Origin of the sequence: Methylocella silvestris BL2, from assembly GCF_000021745.1 — a bacterium.
Lineage (GTDB): Bacteria > Pseudomonadota > Alphaproteobacteria > Rhizobiales > Beijerinckiaceae > Methylocapsa > Methylocapsa silvestris.
In genome coordinates, this window is record NC_011666.1 from 3,591,793 (window position 1) to 3,609,644 (window position 17,852).

At 64.6% G+C, this 17,852-nt stretch carries 17 protein-coding genes and 1 riboswitch; of the genes, 6 read left to right on the forward strand and 11 right to left on the reverse strand.

Translation table 11 applies throughout. From position 1 onward, the window contains the following. Window positions 1-106 precede the first annotated feature (106 nt). A riboswitch (cobalamin riboswitch) is annotated at window positions 107-313 on the reverse strand. 35 nt (window positions 314-348) lie between these two features. Next, window positions 349-864 carry a c-type cytochrome, methanol metabolism-related gene (locus MSIL_RS16640; RefSeq protein ID WP_012592246.1) on the reverse strand — a complete coding sequence of 172 codons (516 nt, stop codon included), beginning with the start codon at window positions 862-864 and terminating at the stop codon, window positions 349-351. Window positions 865-1,052: 188 nt separating this feature from the next. Here MSIL_RS16640 and cobO point away from each other — a divergent pair, with 188 nt between their 5' ends. Both cobO and MSIL_RS16650 read left to right on the forward strand, forming a co-directional pair. Next, entirely contained in the window at window positions 1,053-1,670 is a 618-nt protein-coding gene (cobO, locus tag MSIL_RS16645) for a cob(I)yrinic acid a,c-diamide adenosyltransferase (RefSeq protein ID WP_012592247.1), read from the forward strand. Between the two features lie 35 nt (window positions 1,671-1,705). Beyond that, entirely contained in the window at window positions 1,706-3,148 is a 1,443-nt protein-coding gene (locus MSIL_RS16650) for a cobyric acid synthase (RefSeq protein ID WP_012592248.1), read from the forward strand. Here the strand turns inward: MSIL_RS16650 and cbiB are convergent. After that, window positions 3,132-4,112 carry an adenosylcobinamide-phosphate synthase CbiB gene (gene cbiB / locus MSIL_RS16655; protein ID WP_148213124.1) on the reverse strand — a complete coding sequence of 327 codons (981 nt, stop codon included), beginning with the start codon at window positions 4,110-4,112 and terminating at the stop codon, window positions 3,132-3,134. The two genes, MSIL_RS16650 and cbiB, sit on opposite strands and share 17 nt — an antisense overlap. Window positions 4,113-4,178: 66 nt before the next feature. Here cbiB and cobD point away from each other — a divergent pair, with 66 nt between their 5' ends. After that, window positions 4,179-5,237: a threonine-phosphate decarboxylase CobD gene (gene cobD, locus MSIL_RS16660; RefSeq protein ID WP_012592250.1), complete on the forward strand. Its 1,059-nt coding sequence runs from the start codon at window positions 4,179-4,181 to the stop codon at window positions 5,235-5,237. Here the strand turns inward: cobD and MSIL_RS16665 are convergent. Next, entirely contained in the window at window positions 5,234-5,896 is a 663-nt protein-coding gene (locus MSIL_RS16665) for a nicotinate-nucleotide adenylyltransferase (RefSeq protein WP_012592251.1), read from the reverse strand. The genes cobD and MSIL_RS16665 overlap by 4 nt on opposite strands. 133 nt (window positions 5,897-6,029) lie before the next feature. Continuing rightward, entirely contained in the window at window positions 6,030-7,319 is a 1,290-nt protein-coding gene (locus MSIL_RS16670; protein WP_012592252.1) for a glutamate-5-semialdehyde dehydrogenase, read from the reverse strand. A 94-nt stretch (window positions 7,320-7,413) separates the two neighbouring features. Here MSIL_RS16670 and MSIL_RS16675 point away from each other — a divergent pair, with 94 nt between their 5' ends. Together MSIL_RS16675 and MSIL_RS16680 are read left to right on the forward strand one after the other, a co-directional pair. After that, window positions 7,414-7,971, forward strand: coding sequence for a gamma-glutamylcyclotransferase family protein (locus MSIL_RS16675; RefSeq protein WP_148213126.1), 558 nt, complete (start codon window positions 7,414-7,416; stop codon window positions 7,969-7,971). Between the two features lie 130 nt (window positions 7,972-8,101). Continuing rightward, complete coding sequence (locus tag MSIL_RS16680) at window positions 8,102-9,085, forward strand: aliphatic sulfonate ABC transporter substrate-binding protein (RefSeq protein ID WP_012592254.1); 984 nt, start codon at window positions 8,102-8,104, stop codon at window positions 9,083-9,085. 6 nt (window positions 9,086-9,091) lie between these two features. Here MSIL_RS16680 and proB read toward each other — a convergent pair whose 3' ends face one another. The 5 genes from proB to rplU all read right to left on the reverse strand — a co-directional run bounded on the left by proB (window position 9,092) and on the right by rplU (window position 13,065). Next, window positions 9,092-10,255, reverse strand: a complete 1,164-nt coding sequence (proB, locus tag MSIL_RS16685; protein WP_012592255.1) for a glutamate 5-kinase — start codon at window positions 10,253-10,255, stop codon at window positions 9,092-9,094. Continuing rightward, window positions 10,252-11,292 (reverse strand): GTPase ObgE, encoded by a 1,041-nt coding sequence (obgE, locus tag MSIL_RS16690; RefSeq protein ID WP_012592256.1) that lies wholly within the window; start codon window positions 11,290-11,292, stop codon window positions 10,252-10,254. The genes proB and obgE overlap by 4 nt, the downstream gene beginning before the upstream one ends. Window positions 11,293-11,431: 139 nt before the next feature. Continuing rightward, window positions 11,432-12,076 (reverse strand): GNAT family N-acetyltransferase, encoded by a 645-nt coding sequence (locus tag MSIL_RS16695; RefSeq protein ID WP_012592257.1) that lies wholly within the window; start codon window positions 12,074-12,076, stop codon window positions 11,432-11,434. Between the two features lie 180 nt (window positions 12,077-12,256). Beyond that, complete coding sequence (gene rpmA / locus MSIL_RS16700; RefSeq protein WP_012592258.1) at window positions 12,257-12,532, reverse strand: 50S ribosomal protein L27; 276 nt, start codon at window positions 12,530-12,532, stop codon at window positions 12,257-12,259. A gap of 155 nt (window positions 12,533-12,687) precedes the next feature. Then, window positions 12,688-13,065, reverse strand: coding sequence for a 50S ribosomal protein L21 (gene rplU / locus MSIL_RS16705; RefSeq protein WP_012592259.1), 378 nt, complete (start codon window positions 13,063-13,065; stop codon window positions 12,688-12,690). A gap of 724 nt (window positions 13,066-13,789) precedes the next feature. On the opposite strand from rplU, the gene MSIL_RS16710 reads away from it, so the two are divergent. Next, window positions 13,790-15,787, forward strand: coding sequence for a M23 family metallopeptidase (locus MSIL_RS16710; RefSeq protein WP_012592260.1), 1,998 nt, complete (start codon window positions 13,790-13,792; stop codon window positions 15,785-15,787). Window positions 15,788-15,822: 35 nt separating this feature from the next. Here MSIL_RS16710 and MSIL_RS16715 read toward each other — a convergent pair whose 3' ends face one another. Together MSIL_RS16715 and gluQRS are read right to left on the reverse strand one after the other, a co-directional pair. Beyond that, window positions 15,823-16,530 carry a DUF6134 family protein gene (locus MSIL_RS16715; RefSeq protein WP_012592261.1) on the reverse strand — a complete coding sequence of 236 codons (708 nt, stop codon included), beginning with the start codon at window positions 16,528-16,530 and terminating at the stop codon, window positions 15,823-15,825. A 280-nt stretch (window positions 16,531-16,810) separates the two neighbouring features. Next, a complete protein-coding gene (gene gluQRS / locus MSIL_RS16720; RefSeq protein ID WP_012592262.1) occupies window positions 16,811-17,701 on the reverse strand; it encodes a tRNA glutamyl-Q(34) synthetase GluQRS in 891 nt (296 codons plus the stop codon). Between the last annotated feature and the right edge of the window lie 151 nt (window positions 17,702-17,852).

Consider the following 17,852-nt stretch of genomic DNA (forward strand, 5'->3'; position numbering starts at 1 on the left):
CCCGGGGTCTCCGCTCGACGCGGGCGCTGAGGAAAGGGGGGCGCTGCGAGCGCCCCTTCTGCCGGCGCAATAGCCGGCATCGATCATGGCCGGAGCGCCCCGCCGGCCAGAACTCGATCGAACGGCAGGTTTCCTGGCTCGCGGATCGGCGCCGCTCGCCGCCTTCCCAGAAGCTTATGGCTTCCAGTGGCTTATGGCGCGCGGCTACCCGCTTACAGTTGCGGGGGCAGCTGTGGATTGCGCGCTTTTGGAAAGCGCGCGCCACATTCCCTTTAAACCCTCGGCAGAGGGACCGTTACGGGCGCGAGAGTAGACCCTGTGGCTGTCGTGTCAATCGCGACGTCAGACTCACCCAAAACAGGCGTCGATGGTCTTTTCCCAATCCGCCGGCTTCGGCTCGTGGTTGCTCGGCCGTTCGCGGTTCAGCGCTCCGTCCGAGCGCGCGCGGAGATAGACGTAGATCGGATCGAGATAGCACATGACGTTCTTGTTCTCGCCGAAGCTCGGCATGACCAGCTCCTGCGAGGCGCTGATGTTACGCTTGCCGCCGATGATCGTGCCCTGCACCTGCTGCGTCGTCAGGGATTTGAGCGAATCGACGAGAGAGGGCGCATAAGATGAGCCGAGCGCGTCGGGGCCATGGCACTGCAGGCAGTTTGCGCCATACATGCGGTAGCCGATGAACGTATACCAATCGACCATGCCGTCCTTCCCGATCTTATAGGTCGGGTTGCCGTCCTTGTCGAAATATTCGCCGTTTGTCGAGGTGACCGGCGCGGGGTCCCCGGCGCCATCGGCGCGCGCCGATGCCGCTGCGAGGAGACTTGCTGCGGCAAGGCAGGCGAGAGATGCGGCAAGCTTCATTTTCTTGTTCTCCTAACGATCGGGCGCATTTTTTCATGGACGCTTGCGTCAAAGCCGCGCGCGGATTGTCATGGGCGATGAAAGCGCGCGCAAGAGCGGAGTTGATTTTCTCCGTCACAAATCATTGCGGGCATTGACCTTTTGCCCGCGGCCCCGCAGGCCGCTACACTCCGAGGGAGGAGAGGGTGATGAACGAACTGCTGGACCAGACGGATTTGCGCCATCGCGAGAAGATGGCCAATCGCAAGCGCGTTCAGGACGCCAAAGTCGCCGGCAAGACGATCACGGACAAGGGCCTGCTGATGGTCCACACCGGATCGGGCAAGGGGAAATCCACCGCGGCGTTTGGGCTTCTGTTGCGCGCGCTGGGTCATGGCTGGCGCTGCGCCGTGGTCCAGTTCGGCAAGGGCGTCTGGGACAGCGGGGAGCGGGCGGCGCTCTCGCTTTTTGCCGATCTTGTCGAATTTCATGCGCTCGGCGAGGGTTTTACGTGGGAGACGCAGGATCGCGCTCGTGACGTCGCCAGCGCCGAGGCCGCCTTCGCCAAGGCGGAAAGCCTGATGCGCGATCCCGCCCTGAAACTGATCGTGCTCGACGAACTGAACATCGCCTTGCGCTACGATCATCTTCCGGTCGCGCGCGTCGTCGAGGTGCTTAGCGCGCGGCGCTCCGATCTCCATGTCGTCGTCACCGGCCGCAACGCCAAAGCGGAGCTGATCGCCGCCGCCGATCTCGTTACCGAGATGACGCTGGTGAAGCATCATTTCGCGGCCGGGGTGCGGGCGCAGGCGGGCGTCGAATTTTGACTCCTTCGGGCGGGCGGCCAAGGGCGCGCGCGCTGATGATTCAGGGCTCTGGCTCCGACGTCGGCAAGTCGCTCATCGTCGCCGGGCTTTGCCGCGCCTACCGCAATCGCGGCCTGAAGGTGCTGCCGTTCAAGCCGCAGAACATGTCGAACAACGCCGCCGTGACGCCGGACGGCGGCGAGATCGGCCGCGCCCAGGCGATGCAGGCGCTGGCCTGCGGCGCGCCCCTCAGCGTCGATATGAATCCAGTGCTGCTGAAGCCGCAGACCGGCAATGGCGCGCAGATTGTCGTGCAGGGCAAGGTCGTTGGAACCGCCGCCGCGCGCGACTATCAGCAGTGGAAGCCGAAACTTCTCGGCGCCGTGCTCGACAGTTTCTCAAAGCTTGCGGCCAAGGCGGATCTCATTGTTGTCGAAGGGGCGGGGAGCGCCTCCGAAGTCAATCTGCGCCAGAACGATATCGCCAATATGGGATTTGCGCGCGCCGCCGGCGTTCCGGTGATTCTTGTCGGCGATATCGACCGCGGCGGCGTCATCGCCCAGATCGTCGGCACGAAATCCGTGATCGCGCCTGAGGACGCCGCGATGATCCAAGGCTTTATCATCAATAAATTCCGTGGCGATCCGACGCTGTTCGCCGACGGCATGGCCTTCATCGCGCAAAGATCCGGCTGGCCCGCGCTCGGGCTCATTCCCTTTTGCGCCGAGGCGGCGCTTCTGCCGGCTGAGGACAGTTTTGGCCTTTCGACGGCAAGACCGAAAGGCCGCGGCAAAATTCTCATCGCCGTTCCAATTCTGCCGGGAATCGCCAATTTCGACGATCTCGATCCGCTGCGGCTCGAGCCCGACGTCGAAATCGCGATGGTGCGGTCAGGCGAGGTTCTGCCGGCCGAAGCGCGCCTCGTGCTGTTGCCCGGCTCCAAAACGACGATCGCCGATCTCGCAGCGTTCCGACGCGAGGGGTGGGACATCGATCTTGCCGCGCATGTGCGCCGCGGTGGTCATGTCATCGGCCTTTGCGGCGGCTATCAGATGCTCGGCAGGACGTTGCGCGATCCCGCCGGCGTCGAAGGGCCTTCCGGCGAGGCGGCGGGGCTCGGGCTGCTCGATGTCGAGACCGAATTGACGGGCGACAAAACCCTGGCTCCGGCGGTGGGCGCGTCGGCGGCGGATGGCGCGCCGTTCAAGGGATATGAAATGCATCTTGGCCGCACCTTTGGGCCGGGCTGCGCGGCGCCGCTGCTGATTTTGGCCGATGGCCGGCGCGAGGGCGCCGTTTCGGCGGACGGGCGGGTCAGCGGCTCCTATGTCCACGGCCTCTTCAGCGAACTGGCGCAACGCGCCAGTCTGCTGGCGCGGTTGGGGGGCGAAGGATCGGGGCTGTCCTATGAGGCGTCGATCGAGCGCGCGCTTGACGCCGTCGCCAACCATCTCGAGTCCCATATGGACCTCGACCATCTGCTTACCCTGGCCAGTTGAGGCAAAGCGCGGCGAGCCCGACCAAGGCGAGATTGACGAGGCATGCGCGCCAATAGAGCGCCAGCGCGCGAAAAATGTCCTGGGGGGCAGCGGCTTCGGAGCCCGCCCCCATCCAGCCGTCCGCCACCAGCTTCTCGCCATATTGCCGGGGTCCGCCAAGCTTCAGGCCGAGGGCGCCGGCGAAAGCCGCCTCCGGCCAGCCGCCGTTTGGCGAGGGATGGCCGCGCGCATCGCGGCGCATGGCGCGCCAGGCGGCTGCGGGATCCCCGCCCCGCAGGAGGGCGGCGCCGATCACGATAAGAACGGCCGAAAGGCGCGCGGGCAGAAAATTGGCGAGATCGTCGAGCTTTGCGGCTGCAAAACCGAAAGCTTCATGTCTTGGCGTCAAATGGCCGATCATGCTGTCGGCTGTATTCAGCGCCTTGTAGGCGACCCCGCCCGGCAGGCCGCCGAGCGCCAGCCAGAAGATTGGGGCGACGACGCCATCGGAAAAATTCTCGGCGAGGCTTTCGATCGCGGCGCGGCAGACGCCGGCTTCGTCGAGTTGATCGACATTGCGCCCGACAATGGCGCCGACCGCGACGCGCCCGCCCTGAAGCCCAGACTCCTCCAGCGCCAACGCCACGGCGCGAACATGCTGGTCAAGACTTTTTTGCGCGATCAGGGTTGAGGCGGCAAGCGCGAGGAGAATAAGCGAGAGGATGGGCGCCAGCCCGGCATGAAGAATGAATTGTTCGATGAGAAAGGCGCAGCCTCCGGCCACGCCGAGAACGAGAACCAGCGCCGCCGCGCCGAGAAGACGACGTTGGCCAAAAGGCAGATCGTCCCGGTTGAGCCTGCGGTCGGCGAACGCGATCAGGCCGCCGATCCAGGTGACCGGATGGCCGATGGCCGCAAAAAGCGACCTGGGGTAGCCGATCGCGCCTTCGATCCCAGCCGCAACGCTTGCCAGCGCGAAAAACATCGGGAAATTCATGTTAGGTCTGGCCGCGCTTTATGACAGGCGGCCCCTTGCTGAGAGTGGAGACGATTGAGAAACGAGCTTTTTCTGGACGAGGGAGCCGGCGCGGAAAGCGTAGGCCGCGGCTTTGAACAAACCGAAGCGGAACCGGCGCATGGCGGCGATCTCTCCACTGCCCGACAAATCTTTCCGGCGGCGCCCGAGCCTTGGCTCGACCTGTCGACCGGCGTCAATCCCCATTGCTATCCGTTCCGCGCCCCGCCTTCCGAAAGTTTTACGCGTCTGCCGGACCCTCGGGCCCTCGCCGGGCTTGAGGGCGCCGCCGCCGCCGCCTATGGCGTAGAGGAGGCGGCGAGCGTCGTCGCGGCGCCGGGCACGCAGGCGATCATCAATTGGCTGCCGCATCTCCTCCCGGCGCAGCGCGTCGGGCTTTTGGGTTTTACCTATTTCGAGCACGCCCGCGCCTGGGGGCGGGTTGGCGCGCAAACCAGCGTGGTTGAGGACATTGACGCGCTGGAAAAATTCGACGTCGCGATCATCGTCAATCCGAATAATCCGGACGGACGACTCGTCTCCATCAATCGCCTGCGCGATCTGGCCGACCGCTTTTACCGCAGCGGCCGGCTTCTCATTGTCGATGAGGCGTTCGGCGATTTTCAGGGCCCCTCCGCCAGTCTCGCGCCGCATCTGCCGCCCTCCGGCGCCGTCGTGTTGCGCTCCTTCGGCAAGGCTTTTGGCCTGCCGGGGGTCCGGCTCGGCTTTGCCGTGGCGGCGCCTGAGTTTGCCGCAAAGCTTCGCGCCGCCCTCGGATGTTGGCCGGTTTCCGGCGCGGCCGTGGCGATCGGGACGCAGGCGCTGGGCGATGCGTCCTGGCTCGGGGAAACGCGCAGAACACTAGAGGTCGATGCGGAAAAGCTCGACGCTATCCTGATCGAAGCCGGTTTGACGCTCGCGGGCGGCACCGCGCTGTTCCGGCTGGCCGAGGCGGGCGATGCGCAATACTGCTTCAGCCGGCTTGGCGAGGCGGGGATTTTGACGCGCCGATTCGCTGAGCGTCCGCACTGGCTTCGCTTCGCCATTCCGGGGAGCGAGGCGGATCGGGCAAGGCTGCGTTCGGCGCTTATTTAGCGCTGGCGCGCCGCGCGCAGCGCCGTCGAGGAGGCGGGCGAACGCGGCCCGTGCAAGAAGACGAAAGCAGGCGGCTTGGCGCAAGGCAGGAGGCGCGCAGCGCTTTCGCTGATGCGATAGGGCGCGAGCGCGCGGCCCGCGCGCGACGCCATCGCTTTCAGGGTCGAGCCCGGACGGTCGACAACCGCAATCGGCGTCAGCATCAAAAAATCGCGCCAGCGCTTCCAGCGATGAAACGAAGACAGATTATCGGCGCCCATGATCCAGACAAAGTGAACGCCGGGGCAGCGGCGTTTCAGATAGCTCACCGTATCGAAGCTGAACGGCGAGCCGAGCGCGGCCTCGATCGCACTCACCTTTATGCGTGGGTCTCTGGCGAGCCGCCTCGCTTCGGCGAGGCGCGCGGCGAGCGGCTCAAGTTCGTCCCTATCCTTCAGCGGATTGCCGGGGCTCACCAGCCACCAGACGTTATCCAGCCCCAATCGCCTCAAAGCGATCAGGCTGACGGCGAGATGGCCGGCATGCGGGGGGTTGAAGCTGCCGCCGAACAGGCCGATGCGCAGCCCCGGCGGATGCGGCGGCAGCGTCGGGAAAGGCCGCGGCTCGGCGCGGGGCGACGGCGACGCAAGGTTGACCGTTTCAATCACGCCGTCGCTCATCCCAAGAGCCATCTCATCAGAAATGGCGTCTCGAAGAATGCGTTCAGGGGGGGCTTGAGACGTCCTCGTCATTCGAGACGGCCCTGCGGGCCTTCTCACCATGAGGGCCTGGAGCGGGGCGGCGCATCCCGTCTCACGGACGAATCTGCCCGTCGCCATGCACCCTGTATTTGAAGGTCGTCAATTGCTCGACGCCGACCGGGCCTCGGGCGTGCATGCGGCCGGTGGCGATGCCGATTTCCCCGCCAAAGCCGAACTCGCCGCCATCGGCAAATTGCGTCGAGGCGTTGTGCATGACGATCGCCGAATCGACCTCGGCGAGGAAGCGGTCGGCGGCGGCAGGGTCTTCCGTCACGATGCAGTCGGTATGGTGCGAGCCATAGGCTTCGATGTGGGCGATGGCGCCGTCGATCCCGTCGACCAGCCGCACGCTGATGATGGCGTCGAGATATTCGGCGCTCCAGTCGGCTTCGCTTGCCGGGCTCACGCGCGGATCGGCCTCGAGCGCCGCGGCGTCGCCGCGCACGGCGCAGCCGGCGTCAAGCAGCGTCTTGACGAGCGGGGCGAGATGAGTCGCCGCGCAGGCGCGGTCGACGAGCAGCGTTTCGGCGGCCCCGCAGACGCCGGTGCGGCGCAGCTTGGCGTTGAGGAGGATTTTTGTCGCTTTGGCGAGGTCGGCGGCGCGATCGATATAGATATGCACGACGCCTTCGAGATGGGCGAAGACCGGAACCCGCGCCTCATTCTGAACGCGGGCGACAAGGCTTTTGCCGCCGCGCGGCACGATGACGTCGATGTCGCCATTGAGCCCGGACAGCATTTCCCCGACCGCGGCGCGATCGGCGATCGGCACGCGCGAAATCGCCGCCGCCGGCAGGCCGGCTTCCAAAAGCCCGGCGACAAGGCAATCATGAATCAGCGCGGCCGAACGCAGGCTCTCGGAGCCGCCGCGCAGAATCGCGGCGTTGCCGGCCTTGAGGCAGAGCGCGCCGGCGTCGGCGGTCACGGCCGGGCGGCTCTCATAGATGATGCCGATGACGCCGAGCGGCACGGCGACCCGCTCGATCACAAGACCGTTCGGCCGTTCGAAGCGCGCCAGCACGCGCCCGACCGGATCGGGCAAAGCGGCGACCTCCGCGATCCCGCGCGCCATGGCCTCGATGCGGCTGGGATCGAGTTTCAGGCGGTCGAGAAAGGAGCCGGCGACGCCTTTCGCCTGCGCGGCGGCGTAGTCCTGTGCATTGGCCGCCGCGATCGCGCCGGCCTTCGTGCGGATCGCCGCGGCGGCGGCGAGAAGCGCGCTGTTCTTCGTTTCCGTCGAGGCGAGCGACAGCGTGCGGGCGGCTTTGCGGGCTTCGCGCCCGATCTCCGCCATCAGGGTCCGGACGTCGGGGCCGGACGCCACACGATTTAGATTGTCCATCGCTCTTCGCTTCAAAGCTGTTCGAGCGCCATGATTTATTCAATCCTTGGAAGCGGCGCAATGGAAGCTTTCGACGCCGGCGGGTCGCGGGGTAATGATGCGGATTGAATGGCGCAGGCTTACGGCGCGATCCTGGTTCGCCTCGCGCCTCTATTACCGGCTGCACGGGCTCGAACTTGCCGGGCGCGCGTCTGACGCCGTCTGGTATTTCGCCTATGGCGCGAACATGCATGAGAGCGCCTTTGTCGAGCGCCGCGGGATGCGGCCGCTCGACTGGCGTCCCGGGCGGCTCGGCGGCTACCGGCTGCGCTTCAATCTCGACGGCCGGCCGAAAGGCAAAGCGGCGCCTGCCAATATCTGTGCCGACGGGAGCGCCGAAATCTGGGGCGTTCTCTATTCGATCACCGCTCGTGACATGCTGCGCCTCAACTTTTCCGAAGGCGTGCCGGGGCGGAGATATAGGCCGGTGTGGCTCGACGTCGAAGACGCCAACGGACGTCCGCTGCGCGCGATGACCTATGTCGCCGAGGGCAATCCACAGGACGGACGTCCCTCGCTGCGCTACATCACGCTGTTGCGCGAGGGTGCCCGCGCGCATGGCCTGCCCGATGAATGGCTGCGATTCCTTGACGGCGTCGCGCCGGCCGAGTGAGGCGGGGCGCGAATCCTCGACGGAGTCGCGCCGGTCGTGACGCTCCTTATCGGTTCGCGGCGCGACCGGACGTTGCATTTCGTTTTTTACTCTATAGTCTTTATGGAATTATTGCGTCCATGAGGTGGTTATGCCTGTCCGTCTGATCCGAACCTTAACTCTCTTGGCGCGCATCCTTTCTGGGATTGTGGGCTTGTCGCTTTTCGCCTGCGCTCCAGCAGCCGCGGAAAGCGCGCCCTGGATCTTGAATTTTGGCTATCAGAAATCCTCGACGCTCTCGGTGATTCTCAAGACGAACGGCGAACTGGAAAAAGCGCTGGCGCCGCTTGGCGTCGAAATCAAATGGCACGAATTTACGAGCGGCCTGCCTCTGGTCGAAGCGTTGAATCTGGGCCACCTCGATTTCAGCGCCGACGTCGCCGATACCGTGCCGATTTTCGCCCAGGCGGCTGGCGCGAAGCTTGTTTATGTTGCCGACGAAGCTGCTTCTCCGGGCGCTGAGGCCATTCTGGTGCCGGCCGCTTCGGACATCAAAACCCTTGGGGATCTTCGCGGACGCAAGATCGCGGTGACCAAGGCGGCGGGCAGTCATTTTCTTCTCCTCGCCGCGCTTCAGAAGGCTGGCCTGACGTTCAGGGATATTTCGCCCGCCTATCTCGCGCCGGGCGACGGGCGCGCCGCTTTTATCGGCGGCAAGGTCGACGCCTGGGTGATCTGGGACCCATTCCTGACGAGCGCCCGGCTGAAGGAGGGGTCGCGGGTTCTAGCTGACGCCGCCGGCCTCGCGAGCTACAAGCGCTATTATCTGGCGTCCGACGGCTTTGTCGCAAATCACGGCGATGCGCTCAAAATTGTCTTCGCCAAACTGCAGGAGACCGGACTTTGGGTGAAAAGCCACCCGGCCGAGGCGGCGGCGCTCCTGTCCGGCATCTGGAACATCGACGCCGCGGCTGTGGAAGAGGCCAATAGCCACCGCAGCTACGCCGTCGGTCTCGTGACGCGCGAGGGGCTGACGGAGCAGCAAATCATCGCGGACGCATTTACGCGAGAAGGGCTGATCCCCGCCAAACTTGACGCGAGCGACGTGAAGATATGGCGCGGCGAGGCGAAATAGGCCAACTCACCCCATTCTTTCGCCCGCGACCACCATGTCGTCGCGATGAATGAGGACCGGGCGCTGTGGGCCGCCCAAGATCGCTTCGAGATCTTGCGAATTATGGCCGGCGATGAGGACCGCGTCGCCAGAATCATAAGCGACGAGGCCGCGTCCGATCTCGCCGCCCGCAACATTGCGCATGATGACGCAATCGCCGCGCGAGAAGTCGCCCTCGACTTTTACGACTCCGGCCGGCAGCAGGCTGGCGCCGGCGCGGATCGCCCGTTCCGCCCCGGCGTCGAGATGCAGTGCGCCGCGCGGCTCGACCGAGCCGGCGATCCATTTCTTGCGCGCCGTGATCGGGCTGGAGCCGGTGAGGAACCAGGTGCAGGGCGCGCCTTGCTTGATCCGCTCGATCGGATGGGCGATGCGCCCGTCGGCGATCAGCATATGCGCGCCGCCGGTGGTCGCGATCTTGGCCGCCTCGATCTTGGTGCGCATGCCGCCGCGCGACAGATGTGACGCGGCTCCTCCCGCCATCGCCTCGATCTCGGCGGTGACGCGCGGCACCACCGGGACGAGCGAAGCGTTCGGATCCTCGCTTGGCGGCGCCGTATAGAGGCCGGGAACATCGGACAGAAGAATGAGCAGATCGGCGCTGGCCATCGTCGCGACGCGGGCGGCGAGCCGGTCATTGTCGCCATAGCGGATTTCCGAGGTCGCGACCGTGTCGTTCTCGTTGATGACGGGCACGGCGCGAAGATCCAGCAGGCGGCCGATGGTCGCGCGCGCATTGAGATAGCGCCGGCGCTGCTCCGTATCGCCATAGGTGACGAGGATCTGCCCGGCCGTGATCTCATGCGAGGCGAGCGTCTCGGCCCAGATGCGGGCGAGCGCAATCTGGCCGACGGCTGCGGCGGCCTGGCTGTCCTCAAGTTTTAGAGCGCCGTCCGGCAGGCCGAGGACGGTGCGCCCGAGCGCGATCGACCCCGACGAGACCACGAGCACATCCGCGCCCAGCCGATGCAGCGCGGCAATATCCTCGGCGAGGCAGACGAGCCATTCCCGCTTGACGCGCCCCTCCGCGCGGTCGACCAGCAGCGACGAGCCGACCTTGATGACGATGCGGCGGAAGCGTTCAAGGCTCGGCAGCGCGCTCGCCAGCATCGCCGCCGAGGACCGCGTCATGGCGCCCAGACGACGGCGTCGGCGGCCGTCCCCGCGGCGTCGGCGACGGCTGCGGCGTCGATCTCGGCAAGAACCGCGCGCAGCGCCTTCTGCACATTGAGGTTCGTCGCCGCCGACAGCTGCAGCGGCGCGCGCTTGGCGGCGCGCTTCAGACGCATCGCCTGTTGTTTCAAGGTGTCCGGGTCGACGCTGTCGACTTTCGACAGAGCGACGATCTCGGGCTTGTCGGCCAGGCCGCCGCCATAGGCCTCGAGTTCGCGCCGTACGGTTTTATAGGCCTTGCCGGCGTGCTCGGTGTCGGCGCCGACGAGATGGAGCAGCACGCGACAGCGCTCGACATGGCCAAGGAACCGGTCGCCAAGGCCAATTCCCTCATGCGCGCCCTCGATCAGGCCGGGAATGTCGGCGAGCACAAATTCGCGCCCGTCGCAGCCGACGACGCCGAGCTGCGGATTAAGGGTCGTGAAGGGATAGTCGGCGATTTTCGGCCGCGCTGCGCTGACGGTCGCAAGAAAAGTCGATTTGCCGGCGTTGGGCAGGCCGACGAGGCCGGCGTCGGCGATCAGCTTCAGCCGCAACAAGACGGTGCGCTCCACGCCTTCCTGGCCGGGATTGACGCGGCGCGGGGCCTGGTTCGTCGCCGATTTGAAATGCGCATTGCCAAAGCCGCCATTGCCGCCCCGCGCAAGCACGAGGCGTTGGCCGGCTTCGGTCATATCGGCGATCATGGTCTCGCCGTCCTCATCCAGGATCTGCGTGCCGACGGGAACCTTGAGGACGGCGTCGGCGCCACGGCCGCCGGCGCGGTTCTTGCCCATGCCGTGAACGCCGGTCTTCGCCTTGAAATGCTGCTGGTAGCGGTAGTCGATCAGCGTGTTGAGGCCGCCGACGCATTCGACGACGACATCGCCGCCGCGACCGCCGTCGCCGCCGTCAGGGCCGCCGAATTCGATGAATTTTTCGCGGCGGAACGACAGGCAGCCGGCTCCGCCGTCGCCGGAGCGGATATAGATTTTCGCGGAATCGAGAAATTTCATAGCCCTGTCGCCTGTCAGCACAGCAATATGGGGAAGACGGGGCGCTTTCAAGCCTAACGGCTTCAGTGGAAATGTTGCGCGCCGTCAAGGCGGCGCGCAATGTTTAATCGGTCGTCAGGTCTGCGTTGGCCGCGCCGCGCTACTCGCCGGCGATCGTCAGATGGGCCAGCATCGAGTCCGGCGTCTGATGCAGCATCGGCGGCAATTGCGGGCTGAGCCGCTGCGCGCCCCAGGCCTTGCGGCTGAGCCGGAACCGGTCGCAGGGATGCAAACCGCCGCGCGCCGGCAGAAGATCAAGGCCGGAGTCGACATAGGCGAAGCCGCATTTTTCCAAAACGCGACGCGAGGCCGGGTTATGGGCGCGGGCGTTGGCGCAGATATAATCGGCCCGCGTCAGCGCAAACAACGCCTCGATATGCGCCTGCGCCGCTTCGGCGGCGTAGCCCTTGCCCCATGCCGATGGCGAAACCATGAAGCCGAGTTCGATCGCCCCGCTGTCGGTCAGGGTCGCGCTGGTCAGCCCGATCACCGGCCGGCCTTCGCCCTTCTGGCTGATGACCAGAACCATGGCGCGGCCATTGGCGTTGTCGGCGCGCGCTTTGAAGATGAAGCGCTCGGCCTCTCCCGCCGGATAGGGATGCGGGATCGCCGCCGTCATCCGGGCGGTCTCTTCAAGGCTCGCAAAAGACTTGATCGCTCCGGCGTCGCTGGCGCGCGGCCAGCGCAGCCAAAGCCTCTTTGTCTCGAGGCGGAAGATATCGTCGCTTGTCAGATCAGGGAACATTTCAGCTCCGGAACGGAGAACCGAGGGGCTCTGCAAAAAGAGCGGCATGATCCCATCGGCCGATCCGGACGCGTCACTCAATCCCCTGTCTGCTCGCCGGGTCTCAGAGAGTCTGTCAAACATGGAAACGCGTCCGCCTGGGTCTTTGGGATCCGGCGGAGGTTTCCAGAACGCTCCGCCTTATTCCGCTGCTTCGGTCTGCTGCTCGATAACGACCGATACGTAAGACCGGCCTTTGTCTTTAGTAAGGAATTTGACCGCGCCATCGGCGAGGGCGAACAGCGTATGGTCGACGCCGATGCCGACATTGGCGCCGGGATGCCATTTGGTGCCCCGTTGCCGGACGATGATGTTGCCGCTGACGACGCGCTCGCCGCCGAATTTCTTCACGCCGAGACGTCGGCCGGCGGAGTCGCGGCCGTTGCGGGATGAACCGCCTGCTTTTTTATGCGCCATCGATCTGGCTCCAAATTGGTGCGGCGGAGGCGCTAAAGCGCACATCGCTCGCCGCGGACTACTGATTGGGCGGAGCCTCACGGGGTTAGGGCGCAAACGACCCTAGCCGTGAAGCAAAATTTGTTCCGATTCGCGAGGGCCGGCGCCGAAAGCGCCTAGGCCTCCGGGGCGCTGGCTGCGGGCGTCTCGCTTGAGGCCGCAGCCGCCGCGGGTGACGCGCCGCCGGCGCCGAGCGAGGTGATGCGCACGAGGGTCAGATCCTGCCGATGACCGCGCTTGCGCTTTGAATTCTGGCGCCGGCGCTTCTTGAAGGAGATCACCTTCGGCCCGCGCTTCTGCTCGACGATCTCGCCGACAACGCTGGCGCCCTCGATAAAGGGCGCGCCAAGCGTCGATTGGCCTTCGCCGCCAAACATCAGGACCGTGTCAAAGCTGACGGCGTCGCCCTTTTCTCCGGGCAGGGCCATCACCGTAATGGTGTCGTCGGCGGAAACATTATATTGCTTGCCGCCGGTTTTGATGACTGCGAACATCGTTTTTCCTTGTGTTCGATCCGGCTCTTACGGGTGAAACCGCGGGCCATCTTCTTTGCAGTTGTCGAAATCCGGTCGGGACGGGAGCCGCTTCCTGAGAAACCGCCCGCGTCCCCTCGATGATTGCCCGCCATTGCGCAACGACGGGGCTCTTCGCCCGACGCAAATTTGAATGTCGGGCTTTCCGCGTTCGGCCGGTTGCTGAAGCGGCTGAGGCGCGAATAGAAAAAGCGCGGACGAAAGAGCGCCGCGCTGCGGAGGATCAATTACAAAAGCTGGCCGCTCTTGTCAAATCATTCGATGTCGGCCCACCCGCGCGCAACGCCCAATTTGGGCCATGTTCGGCAGGCTTTGTCGTTTGTATGCAACGTTTGCGCGCGCCTCATCCTGTCTTTCGTGAAAGCGGGACCGCAGCGACGGCGCCCTTGGGAAAGGATTGCTCGCAAATATTAAGAGACTTAACGCTAAACTGACGCGCCCTGTTTGAGGAGTGTCGGTTTTTCGGTCAAGCAGGCTCTGCGGCGCTTTCGGCGTCGGCCTTGTCGGCCTTCGGGCCGCCGCGGTAAAGCCGCACTCCGCCAGCTTCCCGCCAGGTTTCGGTTTCTCAAGTGCCCCTTTCGGCTGCAATCATCCTAAAAAAACCATCAGCGCGCTTTCCCGCAAGCGCCGCGCAGCGGCGGCCGGATGGAAACGACGAAGACATCGATCAGGGCCAGAAAATCGCATGACCATGGATGCGCCTTTGCGCAGTCATCAGTTCGTCCCGGGGCTCTGGCTCGGCCGCTTTCAGGGCGGCGTCGATCTCGGGCATGAACCCGCGATCGAGGCGGACGGCAAGCGTCATTCGTCCTTCGACCGGCGGCGTATTTCCTTCCGATGGTTATCCGGCACGATTTTAACCGGCGTCTCGGGCGGCGCGCTGATCGGCGCCGCGATCTACGCCTCGCTCGGCAATCATGCCTTTATTCCCGAACCGCCGTCGCTTGCGCCGCGCAAGGAAATCAATGTCGATTTCGGGGTGAACCAGCACAAGGCGGATCGGCTCGTCAAAGCGGTCGACATTGTCGCGGCGAAGCAGAGCTTTCGCGCGCCGACGACGATCAAGGTCGGCGACAAGGAGGTGATGAAGACCCACACCTTCACCCGCGTCGAGACTACGCTGCTGACCAGCAGCAGCGGCTTTGCCGATGTGCCGGCGTTTAACCCCTTGAAAATTCTCGCGGACGCGCGCAATCCGATCGACGTCGCGCCGGAGCCGGTGCAGGACGACGCCGAAGTGTCCTGGACGATGCGCGACGTCTCGGTGGAAAATCTCGCTGCGACCAGCCTCAGTGACGAAGAGGTTCGCGCCCAGGTCGCCGAACACGTCAAGAACAGCGCGACCGCTGGTTCAAGACAGATCGCCCTGCCGCCGCAACTGCTCTTGATGCGCACGGCGCGCGCCAATCTGCCCGGCATGCTCGCCTACGCAAATCCCGCCGAGCAAATCAAGACGACGCCCTTTTCCGCGATCGAAGTGCGCATGGTGCCGGAAAACGTGACCAATGTCGCGCGCGCGCCGCAGCCGGCAAAGCCGGCGCAAACCGAGGAGCGGCTCGTTGTGGTGCGCCATGGCGAGACGCTCGACGACGTCCTGCGCGCGGCGGGGCTCAGCAGGGATAAGGCCGCCTTGGTGATCGCCGCGTTCAAACTGAAGGCCGGCGAATCGGCGGCCCCGGAGGGACGTCGCATTAAGCTGCTGTTCGCCGACCTCGAGGGCGCCGAGGAGAAAACGACGCTGGCGCGGCTTTCCGTCTACCAGGAGGAGAGCCTCGAGAGCGCCGTCGCCATCAACGATCGCGGCGACTATGTGCGCGTCACGGCGCCCGCGCGTCCGGCCAAGCGTCAGACCGACGACAGCGAAGACGAGGACGGCCTGCGCCTTTATGATTCGCTTTATGAAACGGCGTTGAAACAGGAAATCCCGCGTCCGATCATCGATGATCTCGTGCGCGTCTTTGCCAATGACGTCGATTTTCAGCGCTCCGTTAGCGGCGGCGATTCGTTCGAGGCCTTCTACGACGAAAGCGACGAGGGCGAGGCGCGCAATCAGCTCCTTTATGCGACGATCACGGCGCGCGGCGAGACGTACCGCTATTATCGGTACCAGACGCCGGACGATGGCGTCGTCGATTTCTACGATCAGGACGGACGGTCGACCCGAAAATTCCTCGTGCGCACGCCGATCCTCAACGCCAAATTCACCTCGGGATTCGGGTCGCGGTTCCATCCGATCCTCGGCTACACGCGTCCGCACACCGGCGTCGACTGGGCGGCTCCGATCGGCACGCCGATCGTCGCCGCCGGCAATGGCGTGATCGTCAAGGCGGGATGGGATTCAGGCTATGGCCGCCGCGTCGAGATCGAACACGCCAACGGCTATGTCACGACCTATAACCATATGTCGGGCTTTGCCCGCGGGGCGGGCGAGGGCGCGCGCGTCAAGCAGGGTCAGGTCATCGGCTATCTCGGCCAGACCGGCCTCGCGACCGGGCCGCATCTCCATTACGAGGTGCTGGTCAACGGCCATTTCGTCGATCCGATGAAGGTGAAACTGTCGCGCACGCGTGAGTTCGACGGGCGCATGCTGGCCAATTTCAAGCGCGAGCGCGACCGCATCGATTCTTTGCTTGCCGAAGCGCCGGCGGCGGAGCGCGTCGTCGCCGAACAGCGCTCCAAATAGGGTCTGTGGCGAGCGGCTGAGCGCCCGCCAAAACCCTATTTTACAAGATCGGAGACGACAACCGACTTGTCGGACCCGACGAGTTTCATCCGCACCAACTCGTCGCCGTCAAACCAGAGGTCGCGGTCGAAATCCTCGGGGGGCTTGGCTGACAGCTGAAAATGCTGCGTCTTGCGCGCCACGCCGCCGATCGTCAGCGTCTCTTCGCCAAGATCCTTGACCTTCACCGTATATCTCTTGCCGTCGGCGGGATCGAACAGCTCGGTCCGCGTAACAAGATCCCGGCTCCACAGGCTCGCCGGCGCGATCGATTTCGGCTCCTCCGACGACTTGCCGTCGACGATCAGCGTGATCTTGTCCGGCGTCGCAGACGGGGCGATTTCGATCGTGTGCTTCGTTCCATTATCGTCGGTCTGCGATTTGAAGGCGGTGAGCTGACCGGCTTTCCAGGTTTCGCTGCAGGCGTGCTCGTAGCGATAGGCTTCGATATACATGATCTTGACCGAAATATTGGTCTTGTTCTTGGCTGTGGTCGTATCGCCCTTGCGCTCGATGTCGATCACATTCGAGCCGATCTTGTCGCCTTTGCGGACGATATCGAAGGTCTGCTGCGCTTTCGCCGGGGGTTTCGACGCGGGCGCATGCGGGGCAGCTTCGCCTTTCGGCGCCGCTGGATCGGCGCGACCCGGGGTCACAGCGACCAATGCGGTCGTCAAAGCAAGCATAACGCCAAGTATTTTCATGTCAGCACCCGTAAATTGCGGTCGAAATCATCTAAATCACAAAAGCGTCGGATTTTAGTCCCGAGCGAACTCGGCGGCGTCCCGAGCGGGATCAGGAAAAGCGGGCCCCGGTTTCCGCCCGCATCCCACTCTAAACGCTTAGATCGATCCCGCGCATGACTTTGGACCGATTCGATTCAAAATCATCGTGATCAACTGTTGGCGAGCCCGCAGCTATTCCCATTCTCTCGATCGCGTCAACATTACCGGGGTTAATCTTGCTTCATCTTCGCCAATGAAATCATGAGGCGGCAGTCGCCTCGACTTTCAGGGATTCGCGCGCCGCCTGCGGCGACAGGCCTTCCTGTCGCAGCGCTCGCAGCGATTTGGCGCGCAGGCTTTTCGACAGTTTCTGTCCCGATGCGTCACGAAGCAGGCGATGATGGCGATAGGTCGGCGCCGGCAGATCGAGCAGCGTCTGCAACAGGCGGTGGAGATGCGTCGCCATGTAGAGATCCTCGCCGCGGACGACGTCGGTCACGCCCTGCAGCGCGTCATCGGTCACGACGGCGATATGGTAGCTCGTCTTGATGTCGCGGCGCGCGATGATCGCGTCGCCCCAGATCGCAGGCGTCGCCGGGCGGCGCGACGCGCCGGCGCCCGAGGGGGAGCGCTCGAGCCAGTCGAGCTGAAACCCGACATGGGCCAGCGCCGCCGCCATATCGATGCGCATCGCCGCGGAGCGTCCGCCGGCCAATCGCCTGGCCCGCTCGCTTGGCGAGAGATGTTTGCACAGGCCCGGATAGAGCGGCGATCCGTCGGGGTCGCGCGGCCAATCCGGCTTGCAGGCGACCGCGGCCATGATCTCGCCGCGCGAGCAAAAACACGGATATGCAACCCCGAGCGCGCGAAGCCGCTCCAGCGCATTGGCGTAATCGGCGAAATGTTCAGATTGGCGCCGCGGCGGCAGCTCCCAGCTGAGGCCCAGCCAGCGAAGGTCGTCATAGATCGCCTGCTCGAATTCCGGGCGGCACCGTTCGACGTCTATATTCTCGATGCGCAGCAGCATGCGGCCGCCGGTCGATTGCGCCAGATCGAAGTTCAGCGCGGCCGAATAGGCATGGCCAAGATGAAGCAATCCGTTCGAGGAAGGCGCGAAGCGGAAGGTCTGATTCGAGAAGCTCCGCGTCATGCTTTCAGGCGTCCGAAGGAATGTCGATCAAGTCGCGGCGCGCGCGCCGGCGCTTCAGTCTCGGTTCGAAAATCGAGAATTTCACCCCGTATTTATCAAGCATAATGCGGCGCTTCGATTCGCGCGAAAAATCGTGCGGCGGGTCAAAAAG

Bases quoted from the DNA above. Each gene is read 5' to 3' on its own strand.
- MSIL_RS16640 (WP_012592246.1), bottom strand. From the start codon at position 864: ATGAAGCTTGCCGCATCTCTCGCCTGCCTTGCCGCAGCAAGTCTCCTC.
- cobO (WP_012592247.1), top strand. From the start codon at position 1,053: ATGAACGAACTGCTGGACCAGACGGATTTGCGCCATCGCGAGAAGATG.
- MSIL_RS16650 (WP_012592248.1), top strand. From the start codon at position 1,706: ATGATTCAGGGCTCTGGCTCCGACGTCGGCAAGTCGCTCATCGTCGCC.
- cbiB (WP_148213124.1), bottom strand. From the start codon at position 4,112: ATGTTTTTCGCGCTGGCAAGCGTTGCGGCTGGGATCGAAGGCGCGATC.
- MSIL_RS16665 (WP_012592251.1), bottom strand. From the start codon at position 5,896: ATGAGCGACGGCGTGATTGAAACGGTCAACCTTGCGTCGCCGTCGCCC.
- MSIL_RS16670 (WP_012592252.1), bottom strand. From the start codon at position 7,319: ATGGACAATCTAAATCGTGTGGCGTCCGGCCCCGACGTCCGGACCCTG.
- MSIL_RS16675 (WP_148213126.1), top strand. From the start codon at position 7,414: ATGATGCGGATTGAATGGCGCAGGCTTACGGCGCGATCCTGGTTCGCC.
- MSIL_RS16680 (WP_012592254.1), top strand. From the start codon at position 8,102: ATGCCTGTCCGTCTGATCCGAACCTTAACTCTCTTGGCGCGCATCCTT.
- proB (WP_012592255.1), bottom strand. From the start codon at position 10,255: ATGACGCGGTCCTCGGCGGCGATGCTGGCGAGCGCGCTGCCGAGCCTT.
- obgE (WP_012592256.1), bottom strand. From the start codon at position 11,292: ATGAAATTTCTCGATTCCGCGAAAATCTATATCCGCTCCGGCGACGGC.
- MSIL_RS16695 (WP_012592257.1), bottom strand. From the start codon at position 12,076: ATGTTCCCTGATCTGACAAGCGACGATATCTTCCGCCTCGAGACAAAG.
- rpmA (WP_012592258.1), bottom strand. From the start codon at position 12,532: ATGGCGCATAAAAAAGCAGGCGGTTCATCCCGCAACGGCCGCGACTCC.
- rplU (WP_012592259.1), bottom strand. From the start codon at position 13,065: ATGTTCGCAGTCATCAAAACCGGCGGCAAGCAATATAATGTTTCCGCC.
- MSIL_RS16710 (WP_012592260.1), top strand. From the start codon at position 13,790: ATGACCATGGATGCGCCTTTGCGCAGTCATCAGTTCGTCCCGGGGCTC.
- MSIL_RS16715 (WP_012592261.1), bottom strand. From the start codon at position 16,530: ATGAAAATACTTGGCGTTATGCTTGCTTTGACGACCGCATTGGTCGCT.
- gluQRS (WP_012592262.1), bottom strand. From the start codon at position 17,701: ATGACGCGGAGCTTCTCGAATCAGACCTTCCGCTTCGCGCCTTCCTCG.